The sequence below is a fragment of the Sphingobium cupriresistens LL01 genome (assembly GCF_001046645.1).
Lineage (GTDB): Bacteria > Pseudomonadota > Alphaproteobacteria > Sphingomonadales > Sphingomonadaceae > Sphingobium > Sphingobium cupriresistens.
Genome location: NZ_KQ130434.1, coordinates 2029164 through 2045846, shown reverse-complemented (window position 1 = coordinate 2045846; position 16683 = coordinate 2029164). Strand labels below are relative to the sequence as shown.

Genomic DNA, 16683 nt, shown 5'->3' with positions numbered 1-16683 from the left:
CGCATTTTGACAAGATCGAAAGCGCCTTCAGCGCCCCTTCTGCGCCAGGCGGCTGACCGTCACCTCGCCATTGGCGGCGTAGGTGGCGACGGCTTGCGCCTCGGCGGTCTGGGTGTCCTTGCCGTCGATGATGGCGGCGATCTGATGCGGGCTGGGCACCCTGTCATAGACGCCATAAATATCGGTCTGGCCCACCATGTGAATCGATAGCTTGTAGCCTGCGCCGTTGGCGGCGGGATCGAAGGCCAGCACGGTGCCGCTATCATCGACGGGCACGATGATCGCGCTATCGCTGCGCCCGGCCTGCTGGAGCATGTCGTAGCGGCCGTCGGCAGTGGCGGCCGTGCCGCGGATGCAGAGCGCATCCTTGCCATCGCGCGGGATGCGGACATCCCGCGGCGCGGCTTCCTCGGTTGGCTTGGCCGGAGTCAGCCGGGCGTCGGCGGTCGGCGCGGCGGGACAGGCGGAGAAGCTGGCGGGGGCGGTGGCGTGCAAGCTGGCCGGGTCATCGACCGTCAGGTTGGCCAGCATGCCGTCTAGACCGGCCAGCACTTCGCCGCGACGCTCGGTCGGGCCAGTCACGCGGATCTTGACGATCCAGCGCCCGGCATGGACGAACCCGGCGGCCGTGGTCAGCGCGCCGTCGGCGGCATCGTCATAGACCGCGCGGATCGCGCCGTCCGCCCGGCCGGCGACGGGCGCGCTGGCATAGGCGGTGCGGCGGGTCTTCGCGCCGAACCGCTCCATCACCGCCTTGTCAGTCATATAAGCGGCCAGCGAGGCGTCGGCATAGGTTGGCAGATAGACGTAAAGGGTCGCCTGGATGGCGCCATCCTCCGACAGATATTGCGCATAATTGTCGACCGCGCGGCCGCCATTGGACGCTTCGCCGCTCTTGCTGAGCGAGAGGCCGGCGACGGTATGGGGCAGGGCGATGCCGGCGGAGGCGGCGCGGATGGCGCTTTCGGTCGGGGTCCAGGCTTCGGCGTCGGCGGCATGGGCGATAGTCGGAATGGAAAGGCACAACGCTGTCGCGGAGACTATAGCGGCTATGAGTCCTTTGGTGCGCTTCGGCATTGTCATCACTCTCCAGGTCGATACCGTCTTTGCGCGGCATTGAACTATGAAGGAGAGGCTACAGACTAAACCGGGGGGCGCAAGCGTCTATTTTGCGCGCGTGGCGCTCTGGGCCTGTTTCAGGGCACAGGCGGGATTTGCGCAGGATAATGGGGCAGGTCGGGATCATGATGCGCCCAGCCAGGGGCGGCATCGGTCCAGATCACCGCCTGCGGCCCGATCAGCGAAGGATCGTCGAGCGCGCCGGCGCGGATGAAGGTAAGATGCGGGCGCGATTCGGCCAGGCTGAACAGTGGCGTACCGCAGGTGGGACAGAAGCCGCGCTTCATCGCGTTGCCGCTGTCGGCGACGCTGTCATGCCAGCGGACGTCGCCACTGGTCGTCATCTTGTCCGATGGGAAGCCGACGTTCACGGTCGCCGATCCGCCGCCCAGATATTGGCACAGGCGGCACCAGCACATGCGCGCGGCGATTGGTTCGGCGTCGATGATGATGCGGACGGCGCCGCAGAGGCATCCGGCGGTGTGGGACATAGATATTCCTTAGCACAACGGAGGTTGGCGGTGATCCTGCGTTACCGCCCCTGTCGGCGCGCCATGAAGGCGAGGCGTTCGAACATCATGACGTCCTGCTCATTTTTGAGCAGCGCGCCGTGGAGCGGCGGGATCGCCTTGGTCGGATCGCTGTTCTGGAGAACGTCTAGCGGCATATCCTCGTTCAGCAGCAGCTTGAGCCAGTCGAGCAGTTCGGAGGTCGAGGGCTTCTTCTTGAGGCCCGGCACCTCGCGGATATCGTAGAAGATATCCATCGCCTTGCTGACCAATATCTTCTGGATGCCGGGGAAATGGACGTCGACGATTTGCGCCAGCGTGTCGCGGTCCGGAAATTTGATATAATGGAAAAAACAACGGCGCAGGAAAGCGTCGGGCAGCTCCTTCTCGTTGTTCGACGTAATGATGACGACCGGGCGATCGGCCGCGGCGATCGTCTCGCCCGTCTCATAGACGTGGAAGGCCATGCGATCGAGTTCCTGCAACAGATCGTTGGGAAATTCGATGTCGGCCTTGTCGATCTCATCGATCAGCAGCACAGGCAGCTTGGGCGAGGTGAAGGCCTCCCACAATTTGCCCTTTCGGATGTAGTTGGCGATGTCGTGGACGCGCGCGTCGCCCAACTGGCCGTCGCGCAGGCGGGCGACGGCGTCATATTCATAGAGGCCCTGATGCGCCTTGGTCGTGGACTTGACGTTCCATTCGATCAACGGCGCGTCCAGCGCCTTGGCGATCTCCTGGGCCAGGACGGTCTTGCCGGTGCCTGGCTCCCCTTTGACCAACAAGGGGCGACGTAGCAACACGGCGGCGTTGACCGCGACCTTCAGGTCGTCGGTGGCGACATAATCCTGCGTGCCTTCAAAGCGCATATTGCTATTCCATTCGGTTGCCGATGACAACCGGACTAGGCAAAGCGATGGGCAGGCGCAATCGTAAAAGGGGAAATTAGGCCTGTCGGGCGCGCACGTCGGCGCGGGCGGCAAGCAGATCCCACAAACCGCGATGCTGGTTCAGCAACTGGCGCGCGCCGAACTGGATCGCGCGGTCGATGCCATCGTCGCCGCCGATCGCGCGGGCGACATCCAGCGTCGCGTTACGATCGGGCATGGCATAGGGATGGGGCTCCAGGCCTGCGCGCAGGGCCGCCATGTCGAGGACCTGGCGCACCGCGCGCCAATCGAGCACCAAAGCCATTGCAGCGCCCATGGCGCAACCGCGGCGGTCGGACTGGGCCAGCATGTCGAGCGCATGGCGCTGCTGGCTGACGGCGGTTTCACAATCGGCCTGACCTGCCGTGCTGGGCGCGGGACCGGTGGCGACCGTGACCTGGGTGAGATAGGCGCGCTCGCGAGCGAAGGCGTCTGCCGTCTCGATCAGCCATTGGCGTGCGGCATTGTCGGCCGAACGGGTCGCGGCATGATCGATCACGCCGGGATGACGGCCGTGGAGCATGCAGAGATAATAGGTCGCGTCGGCCAGGTCGGACAGCGAGAGCAGCGCGTCGCGCGCTACACCGGTGCCGGCGCGATTGGCATAGGCATGAGCGGCCGTTCCATCGGCGGCGACCAGCGCCTCCAAAATTCGCGCTATGTCGCCAAATTGATAGCGCGGTGCCGCTTCGCTCATGCCCAAATCCCTATTACGCCCGCATCGGCAGGCTGCGATCCCAAGGCATAGTAGGCCGGAGTAAACGTCCGGTTTACGGAATCAGAAAGGGCGACCGTGAAAGCCGCCCTTTTCCGTCAACGATGGTTAATTACTATTTACCGATCAATTTAGTTTTTGTCGCCGAATCGTTTTTACGGAAAACCAGTTTCCACTTTTCCGAACGATGCTTTCGTTACTGATCGAGGAAAGACCGCATCTTGCGCGAGCGCGACGGATGCTTGAGCTTGCGCAGCGCCTTCGCTTCGATCTGACGAATACGTTCGCGGGTGACGCTGAACTGCTGGCCGACTTCCTCCAGCGTGTGGTCGGTGTTCATGCCGATGCCAAAGCGCATCCGGAGCACGCGCTCCTCACGCGGGGTGAGAGACGCCAGGACGCGGGTGACAGTTTCCTTCAGATTCGCCTGGATCGCGGCGTCCACCGGTATGATCGCATTCTTGTCCTCGATAAAGTCGCCCAGATGGCTGTCCTCCTCGTCGCCGATTGGCGTTTCGAGGGAGATCGGCTCCTTGGCGATCTTCATCACCTTGCGGACCTTTTCGAGCGGCATGGAGAGGCGCTCGGCCATCTCTTCCGGGGTAGGTTCGCGGCCTTGCTCGTGCAGGAACTGTCGGCTGGTGCGGACCAGCTTATTGATCGTTTCGATCATATGGACCGGGATACGGATGGTCCGCGCCTGATCCGCGATCGAACGGGTGATCGCCTGCCTGATCCACCAGGTGGCATAAGTGCTGAACTTGTAGCCGCGGCGATATTCGAACTTATCCACCGCCTTCATCAGGCCGATATTGCCTTCCTGAATAAGATCAAGAAATTGCAGGCCGCGGTTTGTATATTTTTTAGCGATAGAGATGACCAGGCGCAGGTTCGCCTCGACCATTTCCTTCTTGGCGATGCGCGCTTCGCGCTCGCCCTTCTGCACCATGTTGACGATGCGGCGAAACTCGCTGAGCGACATGCCGGTCGCCTGGGCGATTTCGCTCACCTCATTGCGGATGCGATCGACCGCCCGCCCTTCGGCGGCGGCGAAGGCGGCCCATTTCTTGTCGAGGCCCTGCACCTTGTCGAGCCAGGCGTCGTCGAGCTCATGATTCACATAGCGGTCGAGGAAATCCTTGCGGCTGACTTTATGGCGTTCGGCCAAGCGCAGCATCTGCCCGCCCAGCGCGGTTAGGCGCCGGTTATAGGCATAGAGCTGATCGACCAGATATTCGATCTTCTGCTGGTGGAACTGGACGCTTTCGACCTGCGCGGTGAGTTGCTCGCGCAAATCATGATAATCATCCTCGGCCTTCTGACTCAGCACTTCGCCAACCGCCATCGCGACCATGCGGGCTTCTTGTGCGGCGGAAAAGGCGCGGAAGATTTCGGTGATGGTCGCGAACTTCTCAAGCGCCATCGGCTTGAGCGTCTCTTCCATCTGGGCGAGGGAGAGGGTGTTGTCCTCTTCCTCTTCTTCCTCGACGCGGCGGGCGCGGGGGGCGCCGTCCTCATCCTCGTCGGCGTCGGCGGATTCCTCCTCCGGCTCTTCTTCTTCCTTGAAGCTAGGGCCAGCGGTCTTCTCGCTGATCTCGCCATCATCATCCTCGGCGCCTTCCTCCAGGCTTTCCGGGGCAGGGTCCTTGGACAGCATGGCGTCGAGATCGAGAATCTCGCGCAGCTGCATTTCGCCATTGTTGAGCGCGGTCGACCATTCGATGATCGCGTTGAAGGTCGTCGGGCTTTCGCACAGACCCAGAATCATCGTGTCGCGGCCCGCCTCGATCCGCTTGGCGATGGCGATTTCGCCCTCACGGCTGAGCAGTTCCACCGCGCCCATTTCGCGCAGATACATGCGAACGGGATCGTCGGTGCGATCGACCGTTTCCTTCTTCTTTTCGGTGATGAGCTTCGGGCCGCCATCATCATCGCCCGAATCATCTTCGGCGTCGTCGGCATCCTCACGCTCGCGCTGCTCGTCGCCGTCTTCGCTCGCTTCCTCATTTTCGACAATGTTGACGCCCATGTCGTTCAGCGCGGACATCACGTCCTCGATTTGCTCGGAGGACATCTGGTCCTGCGGCAAGGCGTTGTTCAACTCGTCATAGGTGATGTAGCCGCGCTTTTTCGCGCGCGCGATCAGCTTCTTGACCGAGGCTTCGTTGAGGTCGAGCAGGGGGGCGTCGCCGCCTTCATCCCCGCCATCGCCTGCACCCGCCGCACTCTTGCTGTTCGCCTTGGTCGCCATTTATTCGCCTTAACTCCGCCGCTCTCGCAAGAACGATCTCATCAAATAATGTCTTCGGACTGGCCGAGTTCCGCCAAGCGGAGAAGATGGTTGCGATGAGCAACCAGCGCATGATTTTGCGCCAGCAAATTCTCTTCGCTCACATCCGCCTTCACCCGCTCGGTCGCTACGGCCAAATTCCGCTCAAGCTCTGGTCCCTGCGTCATTACCCGAACGGCCTCCTCAAGATCGCGTGCGACGCGATCAGGATCGGTGGTCGTCCTGTCGGGAGTGAGTTTGAACGCATCGGCCCGGAGCATCCCCTTAGCCATATTATACAACTCACCTTGCCCCAATATGGTAAGGAGGGCCTGTGTTTCAACTGTTTCTTTGCGGAAGGACGTGCTGATCATCACGTCCAGCAATTGCGCCAGCAGCGAATCAGCGATTTGCAGCGCCGACAGCATCTCGCGATGGGGCAGAATCTGTTCGGGATGGCGCAGCAGACTGGCCAGGACGGCGCGCAGCAGTCGCTGTTCCAGGCCATTGGCGCCGATCGCGCGGACTTCAAAACCGGCCGCGGGAATCGGCGCTTTCCAGTTGCCGCGCTTGTCACGTTGCCAGCGGCCGCCATCCCCGCCGCCGCGCGCCTGCCTTTGCGCCGGGGTGTTATCGCGCCGGGCGAAGAAGCGCGCGTCATAGCGTTCGCGAAATTCATGGGCATAATGGGCGCGGACGTCGGGATGGGCGATCGCATCCGTTATGGCGCGTAGCCGCTGCTTGAGCGCGGCCTTCTGTTCGGGCGTGTCGAGCGGCATGGCGCTCAGTTCATGGCTCCATAGCCGTTCGATCAGCGGTTCGGCCGCCTTGAGCACCGCTTCCATCGCCTGCGGGCCGCTCTCGCGCAGCAGATCGTCGGGGTCTTTGCCCGGCGGCAGGGTGGCAAAGCAGAGGCTATGGCCGGGGCGCAGCAGCGGCAGGGCGCGGGTGGCGGCGCGGATCGCGGCCTTTTGTCCCGCCGAATCGCCGTCGAAGCAGAGGATCGGCACTTCGACCATTTTCCACAGCCGCTCGATCTGATGTTCGGTCAGCGCGGTGCCAAGCGGGGCGACGGCATCACCGAAGCCGGCCTGCGCCAGCGCGATCACGTCCATATAGCCTTCGACCACGATCACCCGTTCGGTCTGGCGGCTGGCGGGGGAGGCGCGGTCGATATTGTAGAGGGTGCGGCCCTTGTCGAACAGCGGCGTGTCGGGGGAATTCAGATATTTCGGCTCACCCGCGCCCAATATGCGGCCGCCAAAGGCGATGACGCGGCCACGAATGTCCCGGATGGGTAGCATCAGGCGCCCGCGGAAGCGATCATAGCGTTCGCGTTTCCTGGCGTTGCCCTGCTCCAGTGCTTCAGGATCGATCAGCAGTCCGGCCTCAACCAGCATCGGCTCGCCGAAATCCTTGAGCGCGCTCTTCAGACGGCCGCGCCCGTCAGGGGAGAAGCCGAAGCCGAAGGCCCGGCGTGTCGCATCGCTGATGCCGCGCTTTTGCAGATAGGCGCGGGCTTCACCGCCGTCGATGCCGCCCAGTTGCTCCTCGAAAAAGCCCTGCGCGGCGGCCATGGCGTCATGCAGGCCCTTGGCCTGTTCGGCGCGCTTGGCGGCGCGCGGATCGGGGGCGGGGACGTCCATGCCGGCGGCCTGCGCCAGTTCCTTGACCGCCTCCATGAAGGGCAGGCCGCGCTGGTCGGTCATCCAGCGGATCGCATCGCCATGCGCGCCGCAGCCGAAGCAATGATAGAAGCCCTTCTCGTCGTTGATCGTGAAGCTGGGCGTCTTCTCATTATGGAAGGGGCAGCAAGCCTTGTATTCGCGGCCCGCTTTGGTGACCTTGATCGTGCGGCCGATCAGGGTGGACAGCGACGTGCGCATCCGCAGTTCGTCGAGGAAAGCGGGGGAAAGGCTCAATCTCTCCCCTCCCGCTTGCGGCAGGGGTCGGGGGAGGGCATGTTTGCAATCACCCGTTCGATTTCCTCAATCACGCCTTCGATATTGCCCAGAACATCATTGTTCCAGAAACGGATCATGCGAAAGCCCTGTGCTTCGATGTAGCGCGTCCGTTCCGCATCAACCTCATCATTATGCTGTCCGCCGTCGACTTCGATCACCAGGCCGATGGATCGCGCCACGAAATCGCAGATGAATTGGCCGATGGGAACCTGACGGTTGAAACGGATGCCGGAGATTTTTCGGGCACTGATGACGTGCCATAGGGCGCGTTCGACGTCCGTGGCATTATTACGCAGTGCGCGCGCTTTCGCGGTGGGGCGGGCGTAGCCTTTGTCCATTGATGTGGAACATGCCCTCCCCTAACCCCTCCCGCAAGCGGGAGGGGAACTATCAATGATAGCTTAGCCCAGCGCCGCCTTTACCATTCCACTCGCCTTGCTCATGTCGATCACACTGCCATGGCGTTCCTTCAGCACCGCCATCACCTTGCCCATGTCCTTCACGCTTGCCGCGCCGACCTCGGTCTTGATCCTCTCGATCGTCGCCTTCGTCTCGTCCTCGCTCAGTTGCGCAGGCAGGAAGCCTTCGATCACCTCCAGCTCCGCCTGTTCTTTGGCCGCCAGTTCGTCGCGGCCGCCGTTCCTGAACATCTCGATCGATTCGCGGCGCTGCTTCACCATCTTTTGCAGCACTTCGACCACGATGGCGTCGTCGTCCGGCACGCTCGACGCGGTGCGCAGTTCGATGTCGCGGTCCTTCAGCTTCGCCAGGATCAGGCGGACGGCGGCCAGCCTTTCCTTGTCGCCAGCCTTCATGGCGGTGACCTGGGCGCTCTTGATGGTATCGCGAATCATCGACGCATTAATCCTGTTGCTTGCGGAAAGGAGCAGATATAGCGCCAAAAGAGATTTTTAACAGACGTTGACCTTGCGGGCGTGGGGGCATAGGTGACCGGCCGTTTAACCCGCATCAGACGGGTTCCCGCAAAAGCATAAAGGACCGACCGCCATGGCTGACGCCAAAACCCTTACCGTGCCTAAAGGAGCGACAGGGGTCGTGGTTTTCGCCGATGGGTCCGCGGTGTTCGGGCGCGGCTTCGGCGCGATCGGCGAGGCTGTGGGCGAACTGTGCTTCAACACGTCGATCACCGGCTATCAGGAGATCATGACCGATCCGTCCTATGCCGGGCAGATCATCAATTTCACCTTTCCCCATATCGGTAACGTCGGCACCAACCTGGACGATGTCGAGGCGGACAATCCTTACGCGCTGGGCTGCATCGTGCGCGAGGACGTGACCGCGCCGAGCAATTTCCGCAATGTCATGGCCTTTGACCAGTGGATGGCGGACAATGGCCGTATTGGCCTCGCCGGTGTCGATACCCGCGCGCTGACCCGCCTGATCCGCTTCAAAGGCGCGCCCAATGTCGTGATCGCCCATGATCCCGACGGCCAGTTCGATATCGCCGCGCTGGCCGCCAAGGCGGCGGGCTGGCCGGGGCTGGAGGGCATGGATCTGGCCATCGAAGTCACGGGCAAGGAGACGCGCCTGTGGAAGGATGGCGGCTGGACGCTGGGCAAGGGCTATGATGTCGACGCCACCGATGCGCTGGAGACGGTCGCGGCGGGCTATCCGGCGGTGGGCGAGGATGGCGAGCCGTTGCTGTTCGCGGAACAGGATCTGCCGACTCCCGCGCCGCGTCCGCATGTTGTGGCGATCGATTATGGCGCGAAGAACAATATCTTCCGCAATCTGGTGAAGGCCGGCGCGCGCGTCACCGTGCTGCCCGCGACCGCGACGTTCGAGCAGGTGATGGACTTGCAGCCCGACGGCGTGTTCCTGTCCAACGGACCGGGCGATCCGGCGGCGACCGGCGCCTATGCCGTGCCGGTGATCGCCGCGCTGCTGACCGAGAATGTGCCGATCTTCGGCATTTGCCTGGGCCATCAGTTGCTGGGTCTGGCCGTGGGCGCCAAGACGATCAAGATGCATCAGGGGCATCGCGGCGCGAACCATCCGGTCAAGCGGCTGGACGATGGCGTAGTCGAGATCACATCGATGAACCATGGCTTTGCCGTGGATGCCGCCACGCTGCCCGCCAATGTCCGCGCGACCCATGTGTCGCTGTTCGACGGCAGCAATTGCGGGATCGAGCTGACCGACAGGAACGCTTTCTCTGTGCAATATCACCCCGAAGCGTCGCCGGGGCCGCAGGACAGCTTCTACCTGTTCAAGAAGTTCGTGACAGGCCTCAAAGGGGCGGTCGCGGCGTGAGCCAGAACCTCCCCCCCGTCGATGAAGCCCGCCTTGCCGCCGAGTGGGAGGCGGACAAGGACGTGCTCGCCAACCTCGCCGCCAATGGCGACGTAGCGCGGATCGCGCGGCCGGTGGATGTGTCCTTCCGCGGCAGCGAAAAGGATTTCGAACGGCTGCTCACCATCGCCAGCCAGTTCGGCTTTGTCGAACTCGACCGGGAAGAGGATGAGGAGGGCGACCTGTACCTGTTCCTGGAATGCGTGCAGCCCGTCGACGAGCAGTCGATCCGCGCGCTGACTCGCAAATGCCTCCAGATCGAAATCCTCTGCGGCGTCGAATATGACGGCTGGGGGTGCGAGGCGCAGACGGGGGCGGTGCATTGAGTGTCCGAGGGAGGAACTGAGCAATGGCGACGGTGCGAGACTTTAAGGTTGAACATCTAGACAATGCACGACCTCACGATGAGGTTGAAACCATCGTTCGGCTGGTAGATTGCGGTCGAGAAAAACTGATCCAAATTGATACTTATGGCCGACCTGGCCGAGAGATCCCTGGAAAAGTTTCGCAAACAATTCGCTTAGATAAAGCCGCTTTTGAAAAGCTGGTCGAAACCGGGAAAAGCTACTTCTAATGCCCAAACGCACCGACATCTCCTCCATCCTCATCATCGGCGCTGGTCCGATCATCATCGGCCAGGCGTGCGAGTTCGATTATTCGGGCACGCAGGCGGTGAAGGCGCTCAAGGAAGAGGGCTATCGCATCATCCTGGTCAATTCCAATCCGGCCACGATCATGACCGACCCGGAATTTGCCGACGCGACCTATGTCGAGCCGATCACGCCCGACATTGTGGCGAAGATCATCGAGAAGGAGCGGCCGGACGCGGTGCTGCCGACCATGGGCGGGCAGACCGCGCTGAACACGGCGCTGGCGTTGTTCAATGACGGTACGCTGGAGAAGTACGGCGTGCAGATGATCGGCGCGGATGCCGAAGCGATCGACAAGGCGGAAGACCGGATCAAGTTCCGCGACGCGATGGACAAGATCGGGCTGGAATCAGCCCGCTCGCGCATTGCGCACACGATGGAAGAGGCGCTGGAAGGGCTGGAGTTTACAGGGCTTCCCTCGATCATCCGGCCGAGCTTCACCATGGGCGGCACCGGCGGCGGCATCGCCTATAATCGCGACGAGTTCATGACCATCGTGCGTGGCGGGCTGGATGCGTCGCCGACGACCGAAGTGCTGATCGAGGAGTCGCTGCTCGGCTGGAAAGAATATGAGATGGAGGTCGTGCGGGATCGCAACGACAATTGCATCATCATCTGTTCGATCGAGAATGTCGATCCGATGGGCGTCCATACCGGCGACAGCATCACCGTTGCCCCGGCGCTGACGCTGACCGACAAGGAATATCAGATCATGCGCAACGCATCGATCGCGGTATTGCGGGAAATCGGCGTCGAAACAGGCGGTTCCAACGTACAGTTCGCCGTCAATCCGAAGGACGGCCGTCTTGTCGTGATCGAGATGAATCCGCGCGTGTCGCGCTCGTCGGCGCTGGCGTCCAAGGCGACTGGATTCCCGATCGCCAAGGTCGCGGCCAAGCTGGCGGTGGGGTATACGCTGGACGAGATCACCAACGACATCACCGGCGCGACGCCTGCGTCGTTCGAACCGACCATCGACTATGTCGTGACGAAGATCCCCCGCTTCGCCTTCGAAAAGTTCAAGGGCGCCGAACCGCTGTTGGGCACGGCGATGAAGTCCGTCGGCGAAGTCATGGCGATCGGCCGCAACATCCATGAATCGATGCAGAAGGCGCTGCGCGGGCTGGAAACCGGCCTCAGCGGCTTCAACACGGTCGATCACCTGGTCGGCGCGCCCAAGGACGACATCGTCGCCGCGCTCGCCCAGCCGACGCCGGACCGGCTGCTGGTCGCCGCGCAGGCATTGCGCGAAGGGCTGAGCGTTCAGGAAATCCACAATATCGCCAAGTTCGATCCCTGGTTCCTGGAACGGATCAAGGAAATCGTGGACGCGGAAGGCGAAGTGCTGGCCAATGGCCTGCCGCGCGACGCGGACGGGATGCGCCGCCTCAAAGCCATGGGCTTTTCCGACAAGCGGCTCGCTTATCTGGCGCTCAAGTCGGCCAATCTGGCGGGGAACGAGCGCGGCATCGCGCGCGGTTCGGGCCTGATCCATGAAGCCGTCAAGGCGATGACCGGCGGCGTGACCGAGGATGAAGTACGCAAGCTGCGCCACAAGCTGGGCGTGCGCCCGGTGTTCAAGCGCATCGACACCTGCGCCGCCGAGTTCGAGGCGAAGACGCCCTATATGTATTCGACCTATGAAGCGCCGATCTTCGGCGAGGCCGAGAATGAATCCGCGCCTACCGACCGGGAGAAGGTGGTGATCCTGGGCGGCGGGCCGAACCGGATCGGGCAAGGGATAGAGTTCGACTATTGCTGCGTCCATGCCTGCTTCGCGCTGAGCGAAGTCGGCTATGAAACCATCATGATAAACTGCAATCCTGAGACGGTTTCGACGGACTATGATACGTCTGACCGCCTCTATTTCGAGCCGCTGACGGCCGAGGATGTGCTGGAAATCCTGAACGTCGAAATGTCGAACGGGACACTGAAAGGCGTGATCGTGCAGTTTGGCGGCCAGACGCCGCTCAAGCTGGCGCAGGCGCTGGAGGATGCGGGCATCCCGATCCTGGGCACCAGCCCCGACGCGATCGACCTTGCCGAGGATCGCGAGCGTTTCGCGGCGCTGATCGACAAGCTCAAGCTGCGCCAGCCCGCCAACGGCATCGCGCGCAGCCGCGAGGAAGCGATCGCGGTCGCCAACCGCATCGGCTATCCCGTCCTGATGCGCCCGTCCTATGTGCTGGGCGGCCGGGCGATGGAGATTGTCGACGGACAGGCGCAGTTGGAGGAATATATCACGACGGCCGTGAAGGTGTCGGGCGACTCGCCGGTGCTGATCGACCAATATCTGCGCGACGCGATCGAAGTCGATGTCGATGCTTTGTGTGATGGCGACGATGTGGTGGTCGCGGGGGTGTTGCAGCATATCGAGGAGGCAGGCGTCCATTCGGGCGATAGCGCCTGTTCGTTGCCCCCCTACAGCCTGTCGGACGAGATCATCGCCGAAATCGAGCGCCAGACCGAAGTGCTGGCCCATGCCCTGTCCGTGCGCGGCCTGATGAACATCCAGTTCGCGGTCAAGGACGGCACGGTGTACCTGATCGAGGTCAATCCGCGCGCCAGCCGGACCGTGCCCTTCGTCGCCAAAGCGATCGGTACCCCCATCGCCAAGATCGCCTCGCGCGTGATGGCCGGCGAGAAGATCAAGGATCTGCCGAAGATCGACCGCAACGCGATCAGCCATGTGGCGGTCAAGGAGGCGGTGTTCCCCTTCGGCCGCTTCCCCGGCGTCGATCCGGTTCTCTCACCGGAAATGAAAAGCACCGGCGAAGTCATGGGAATTGATAGCAATTTTGCTACCGCTTTTGCCAAGGCGCAAATTGGGGCGGGCACCATGCTGCCGACCGAGGGCACGGTGTTCATCTCGCTCAAGGATAGCGACAAGCCGGTCATACTGCCCGCCGCGCGCAAGCTGGTGGACATGGGGTTCAGGCTGATCGCGACCGGCGGCACCGCCCAATATCTGGGAGAGCAGGGCATCGCCGTTCAGCGGGTCAACAAGGTCGCCGAAGGCCGCCCGCATATCGTGGACAAGATCAGCGATGGCGACGTGCAGCTCATTTTCAACACGACCGAAGGCTGGCAGTCGCTCAAAGACAGCAAGGCAATCCGCATCAGCGCGCTGCGCCACAAGGTGGCCAGCTTCACTACGGCCGCCGCCAGCGTCGCTGCGGCCGATGCGATCGAGGCTTTACGGGGTCATGCCCTTGAAGTGCGCTCGCTCCAGTCCTATTATCCCCTGTCGCAAGCCTGATCCCCTGCACAAGGAAGCATGCTGCGGGCGACCCGACGTTCGGGTCGCCAAAGGGAAGTTTTGACGAAGGATTTGCAAATGGCGACCGTCGAGAAGATGCCGATGCTGCAGATGGGCTATAACAAGCTCACCGCGCAGCTCCGCGAGTTGAAGGCCGAGCGGCCTTTGATCGTGGACGCCATCGAAGAAGCGCGCGCGCACGGTGATCTGTCCGAAAACGCCGAATATCACGCCGCCAAGGAGCGGCAGGGCCAGGTCGAGGCGACGATCAACGATCTGGAGGACAAGCTGTCCCGCGCCCAGGTGATTGACCCGACGACCCTGTCGGGCGACAAGATCGTGTTCGGCGCGACCGTGACGTTGCTGGATGAAGACGACAAGCCGGTGAAATACCAGATTGTCGGCCAGGCCGAAGCGGACGCCAAGCAGGGCATGATCAGTTATAACAGCCCGCTGGGCCGCGCGCTGATCGGCCGCACGGTGGGCGAGGACGTGGAAGTGTCCGTGCCGTCCGGGGACAAATTCTACCAAGTCGACAAGATCGATTTCATCTGACCGTGAAGCTGCCGGCTGGCCGACTGACCAATGGGATTGGGGCGATTACGGTCGCCGCCTTCCTGCTGCTCTATCTGACGGGGCAGGTCGATAACGCCGCGATCGTCGGCGGCTTCATTCCTGCGCGCCTGGGCGATCCTGCGCTGCTTGACGGCATGGCCGCGGCGCCCGCCTGGCTTACGCCGCTCAGTTGCACCTTCATCCATGCCGGCTGGCTGCATATCGGCTTCAACATGCTGATGCTGCTCTTCTGCGGGCGGCAGGTGGAGCATGTGCTAGGGTGGGCCGGGACGCTCGCCCTTTATGTCGTCGGTGCCTATGGCGCCTGCCTGGCGCAATGGGCGATCGATCCGGGTTCCACGAACCCGATGGTCGGGGCCAGCGGCGCCATTTCCGCCATCATCGCGCCTTATGCGCTGCTCTACAGCCAGCAGCAGGTGCGCGCCATCGGACCGATATCGTCCAATCTGGTGCGTGTGCTGTGGCTGGCGGGCGCGTGGATCGCGGTGCAGTTGATGATTGGGCTGGCGAGCGGCGCGGGGATGAGCGAACTTGGCCAGATCGCGATCGCCGCGCATATCGGCGGCTTTCTGGTGGGGCTGGCGCTGACCCGGCCCCTCCTGCGCTGGCGCTTCAGAAAGAAGCCGCGCGCGCTGCACTAAGGTTAAAAAAATCTGTCCGTTTGGGCTGAGCCTGTCGAAGTCCCTGCTCTTCCTTCTGAAAAGAAAAGCCCTTCGACAAGCTCAGAGCGAACGGAGGGCGATCAGGCGGCCGGAAGTTCCGGTTCCAACAGGCGGTGCAGATGCACGATGACATAGCGCATTTCCGCATCATCGACCGTGCGCTGCGCCGCGCTGCGCCAAGCCTTTTCTGCGGACGCATAGTCAGGGAACACACCGACGAGATCGACCTTGCTGAGGTCCTGAAATTCAAGGGTCTGCGGATTCGTCACGCGACCCCCCATCACCAGATGCATTTTGCTCATGGCGTTATCTATTCTCCTTATGCGTATCGCGATGCCTTAGCATCGTCACCGCGATACGCCAAGAAGAGCAGAGGCCGGATCGATTGCGTTCGCCGCAATCGTGATTAGCTTTTGGGCAATCGCGCCTTGATCGCGTCACTCAATGCATCGACTTTCGCCGCGACCAGCGTAGTCACCTCATCTGCCAGCCTTGAGGCTTTCGCCGACAGGTCGGCAGACGCGACGCTGTCGCGCGCATCGGCGGCGACATCGCCGGCGGCGTGGAGCGCGTGGGTCGCGCCCTGCTTCACCGTTTCGGCGCCCTCGGCAGCGGCGGCGCGTGCGACGGCTGCGGCCTCCAGGAAGCGCGAGCCGGCGGTCATGGCCAAGCCCGGCAGCGCCTTCATGGCGGCGCGGCTTTTGGGGAACATCCAGGCGACGACCGCGCCGACCGCGACGGCGCCGGCCACGGCGACGATCGGATGTTCCTGCACGATCTCATTGGCGCGGGTGGCGACGCGCTGGGTCTTGTCGCGCGCTTCGCCATAGGCTTCGCTCGCTTTATCGCGGCTGGTCTGGATCAGTTCGCCCGCGCTTTCGCGCGCCTTTTCGCCGGTGTCCTTGATCCGGTCGGTGGCGGTTGTGGCGGCGTCGTTCGCTGCTTCGCGAACGCGGGTCAGTTGAGCGCGGATATCAGCCATCGTCAGTCTCCGAATTGTCTACCTGAGTGTCTTGGAAGCGAACGTACAGCCGCTGGAAAAGTGCCGCCAGCGGACGCCGCGCCAGAAAGAGTCCGAAGGCGGTGGCTGCTGCGGCGATCGCAACGGGCCGCTGTTGCGCCTGAGCGGCGGCATTGGCCACGCCGTTCAACACGGCATTGCTGGCCCTGTCCTTCACATCCTGTTTGAGCCGGGCGGGCGCGACACGCGCCTTGGCTTCTTCCGCGGTGATGGACAGTCGTCCGCGCGCGGCGTCCGCACGCTGGCAGGCCTGGCGATAGCGGGCTTCCAGGTTCATGGCGCGATCGCCTTCTTCATCCGCGTGATACAGTTCTTGGCCGCGAGCAGCAGCAGCGCGACCAGGATCAATGCGCAGCCTACAACGATCAGCGTGGCCCAGATCGGCGCGATAACCTGCGCCAGAGCAATGGTCAGGCCCACCAGCAGGGCGACGATGCTGGCGAAGGCGAGCATGAGCCCCACGAAGCCGAAGATGGCGGCGTTGCGCACGCCAGTACCAATGATGCCCGCCCGCAATTTCTGCTTGTCTGCTTCAGCCGCGGCATAGGCGCGGGCGTCGACATAAAGGCGCGCGATGGTTTCGCGTACGCTTTCTTCGGGCGCGCCGTCGGGCTGCCCATCGGTGTGCGGCGTCACCGCCGTATCCGCTGGCTCGTCAATCAATTGGGCCTCCATCCCGCCGTGCAGGATCGTGCGT

Annotated in this window: 18 protein-coding genes; 6 read left to right on the top strand and 12 right to left on the bottom strand. The window is 62.7% G+C overall.

Annotated elements, in window-relative coordinates; translation table 11 throughout:
* Positions 1-27 precede the first annotated feature (27 nt).
* The 8 genes from V473_RS09880 to V473_RS09845 all read right to left on the bottom strand — a co-directional run bounded on the left by V473_RS09880 (position 28) and on the right by V473_RS09845 (position 8359).
* Positions 28-1077 carry a hypothetical protein gene (locus V473_RS09880; protein WP_066603234.1) on the bottom strand — a complete coding sequence of 350 codons (1050 nt, stop codon included), beginning with the start codon at positions 1075-1077 and terminating at the stop codon, positions 28-30.
* Positions 1078-1196: 119 nt separating this feature from the next.
* Entirely contained in the window at positions 1197-1610 is a 414-nt protein-coding gene (locus V473_RS09875) for a GFA family protein (protein WP_066603229.1), read from the bottom strand.
* Between the two features lie 41 nt (positions 1611-1651).
* Positions 1652-2497, bottom strand: coding sequence for an AAA family ATPase (locus V473_RS09870; RefSeq protein ID WP_066605446.1), 846 nt, complete (start codon positions 2495-2497; stop codon positions 1652-1654).
* A 76-nt stretch (positions 2498-2573) separates the two neighbouring features.
* Positions 2574-3254, bottom strand: coding sequence for a DUF6975 family protein (locus V473_RS09865; protein ID WP_066603227.1), 681 nt, complete (start codon positions 3252-3254; stop codon positions 2574-2576).
* Positions 3255-3468: 214 nt separating this feature from the next.
* Positions 3469-5523 carry an RNA polymerase sigma factor RpoD gene (rpoD, locus tag V473_RS09860; RefSeq protein WP_066603225.1) on the bottom strand — a complete coding sequence of 685 codons (2055 nt, stop codon included), beginning with the start codon at positions 5521-5523 and terminating at the stop codon, positions 3469-3471.
* 41 nt (positions 5524-5564) lie between these two features.
* On the bottom strand, positions 5565-7463 hold the full coding sequence (gene dnaG, locus V473_RS09855) for a DNA primase (protein WP_066603223.1): 1899 nt from the start codon (positions 7461-7463) through the stop codon (positions 5565-5567).
* Complete coding sequence (locus V473_RS09850) at positions 7460-7843, bottom strand: endonuclease domain-containing protein (RefSeq protein ID WP_066603221.1); 384 nt, start codon at positions 7841-7843, stop codon at positions 7460-7462. The genes dnaG and V473_RS09850 overlap by 4 nt, the downstream gene beginning before the upstream one ends.
* 63 nt (positions 7844-7906) lie before the next feature.
* Complete coding sequence (locus V473_RS09845) at positions 7907-8359, bottom strand: GatB/YqeY domain-containing protein (protein WP_066603218.1); 453 nt, start codon at positions 8357-8359, stop codon at positions 7907-7909.
* A 154-nt stretch (positions 8360-8513) separates the two neighbouring features.
* Between V473_RS09845 and carA the strand changes: the two genes are divergently transcribed.
* The 6 genes from carA (at position 8514) to V473_RS09820 (ending at position 14944) form a co-directional block, all read left to right on the top strand.
* Complete coding sequence (gene carA, locus V473_RS09840) at positions 8514-9779, top strand: glutamine-hydrolyzing carbamoyl-phosphate synthase small subunit (RefSeq protein WP_066603215.1); 1266 nt, start codon at positions 8514-8516, stop codon at positions 9777-9779.
* Positions 9776-10144 (top strand): ribonuclease E inhibitor RraB, encoded by a 369-nt coding sequence (locus V473_RS09835; RefSeq protein ID WP_066603212.1) that lies wholly within the window; start codon positions 9776-9778, stop codon positions 10142-10144. Before carA ends, V473_RS09835 begins: the two co-directional genes overlap by 4 nt.
* Before the next feature lie 23 nt (positions 10145-10167).
* Positions 10168-10392 (top strand): methionyl-tRNA formyltransferase, encoded by a 225-nt coding sequence (locus V473_RS23525; RefSeq protein WP_148648356.1) that lies wholly within the window; start codon positions 10168-10170, stop codon positions 10390-10392.
* Positions 10392-13727: a carbamoyl-phosphate synthase large subunit gene (gene carB, locus V473_RS09830; protein WP_066603209.1), complete on the top strand. Its 3336-nt coding sequence runs from the start codon at positions 10392-10394 to the stop codon at positions 13725-13727. Before V473_RS23525 ends, carB begins: the two co-directional genes overlap by 1 nt.
* Before the next feature lie 78 nt (positions 13728-13805).
* The gene (gene greA / locus V473_RS09825) at positions 13806-14282 is read left to right on the top strand and encodes a transcription elongation factor GreA (RefSeq protein WP_066603207.1); all 477 of its coding nucleotides are present in this window, start codon (positions 13806-13808) and stop codon (positions 14280-14282) included.
* 2 nt (positions 14283-14284) lie between these two features.
* On the top strand, positions 14285-14944 hold the full coding sequence (locus V473_RS09820) for a rhomboid family intramembrane serine protease (RefSeq protein WP_066603204.1): 660 nt from the start codon (positions 14285-14287) through the stop codon (positions 14942-14944).
* Between the two features lie 101 nt (positions 14945-15045).
* On the opposite strand, the gene V473_RS09815 is transcribed toward V473_RS09820, so the two are convergent.
* The 4 genes from V473_RS09815 to V473_RS09800 all read right to left on the bottom strand — a co-directional run bounded on the left by V473_RS09815 (position 15046) and on the right by V473_RS09800 (position 16649).
* A complete protein-coding gene (locus V473_RS09815) occupies positions 15046-15267 on the bottom strand; it encodes a DUF4170 domain-containing protein (protein ID WP_066603202.1) in 222 nt (73 codons plus the stop codon).
* 104 nt (positions 15268-15371) lie between these two features.
* Positions 15372-15947, bottom strand: coding sequence for a DUF883 family protein (locus tag V473_RS09810; RefSeq protein WP_066603200.1), 576 nt, complete (start codon positions 15945-15947; stop codon positions 15372-15374).
* Complete coding sequence (locus tag V473_RS09805) at positions 15940-16263, bottom strand: hypothetical protein (RefSeq protein WP_066603197.1); 324 nt, start codon at positions 16261-16263, stop codon at positions 15940-15942. Before V473_RS09805 ends, V473_RS09810 begins: the two co-directional genes overlap by 8 nt.
* Complete coding sequence (locus tag V473_RS09800; protein WP_066605445.1) at positions 16260-16649, bottom strand: phage holin family protein; 390 nt, start codon at positions 16647-16649, stop codon at positions 16260-16262. The genes V473_RS09805 and V473_RS09800 overlap by 4 nt, the downstream gene beginning before the upstream one ends.
* Positions 16650-16683 lie beyond the last annotated feature (34 nt).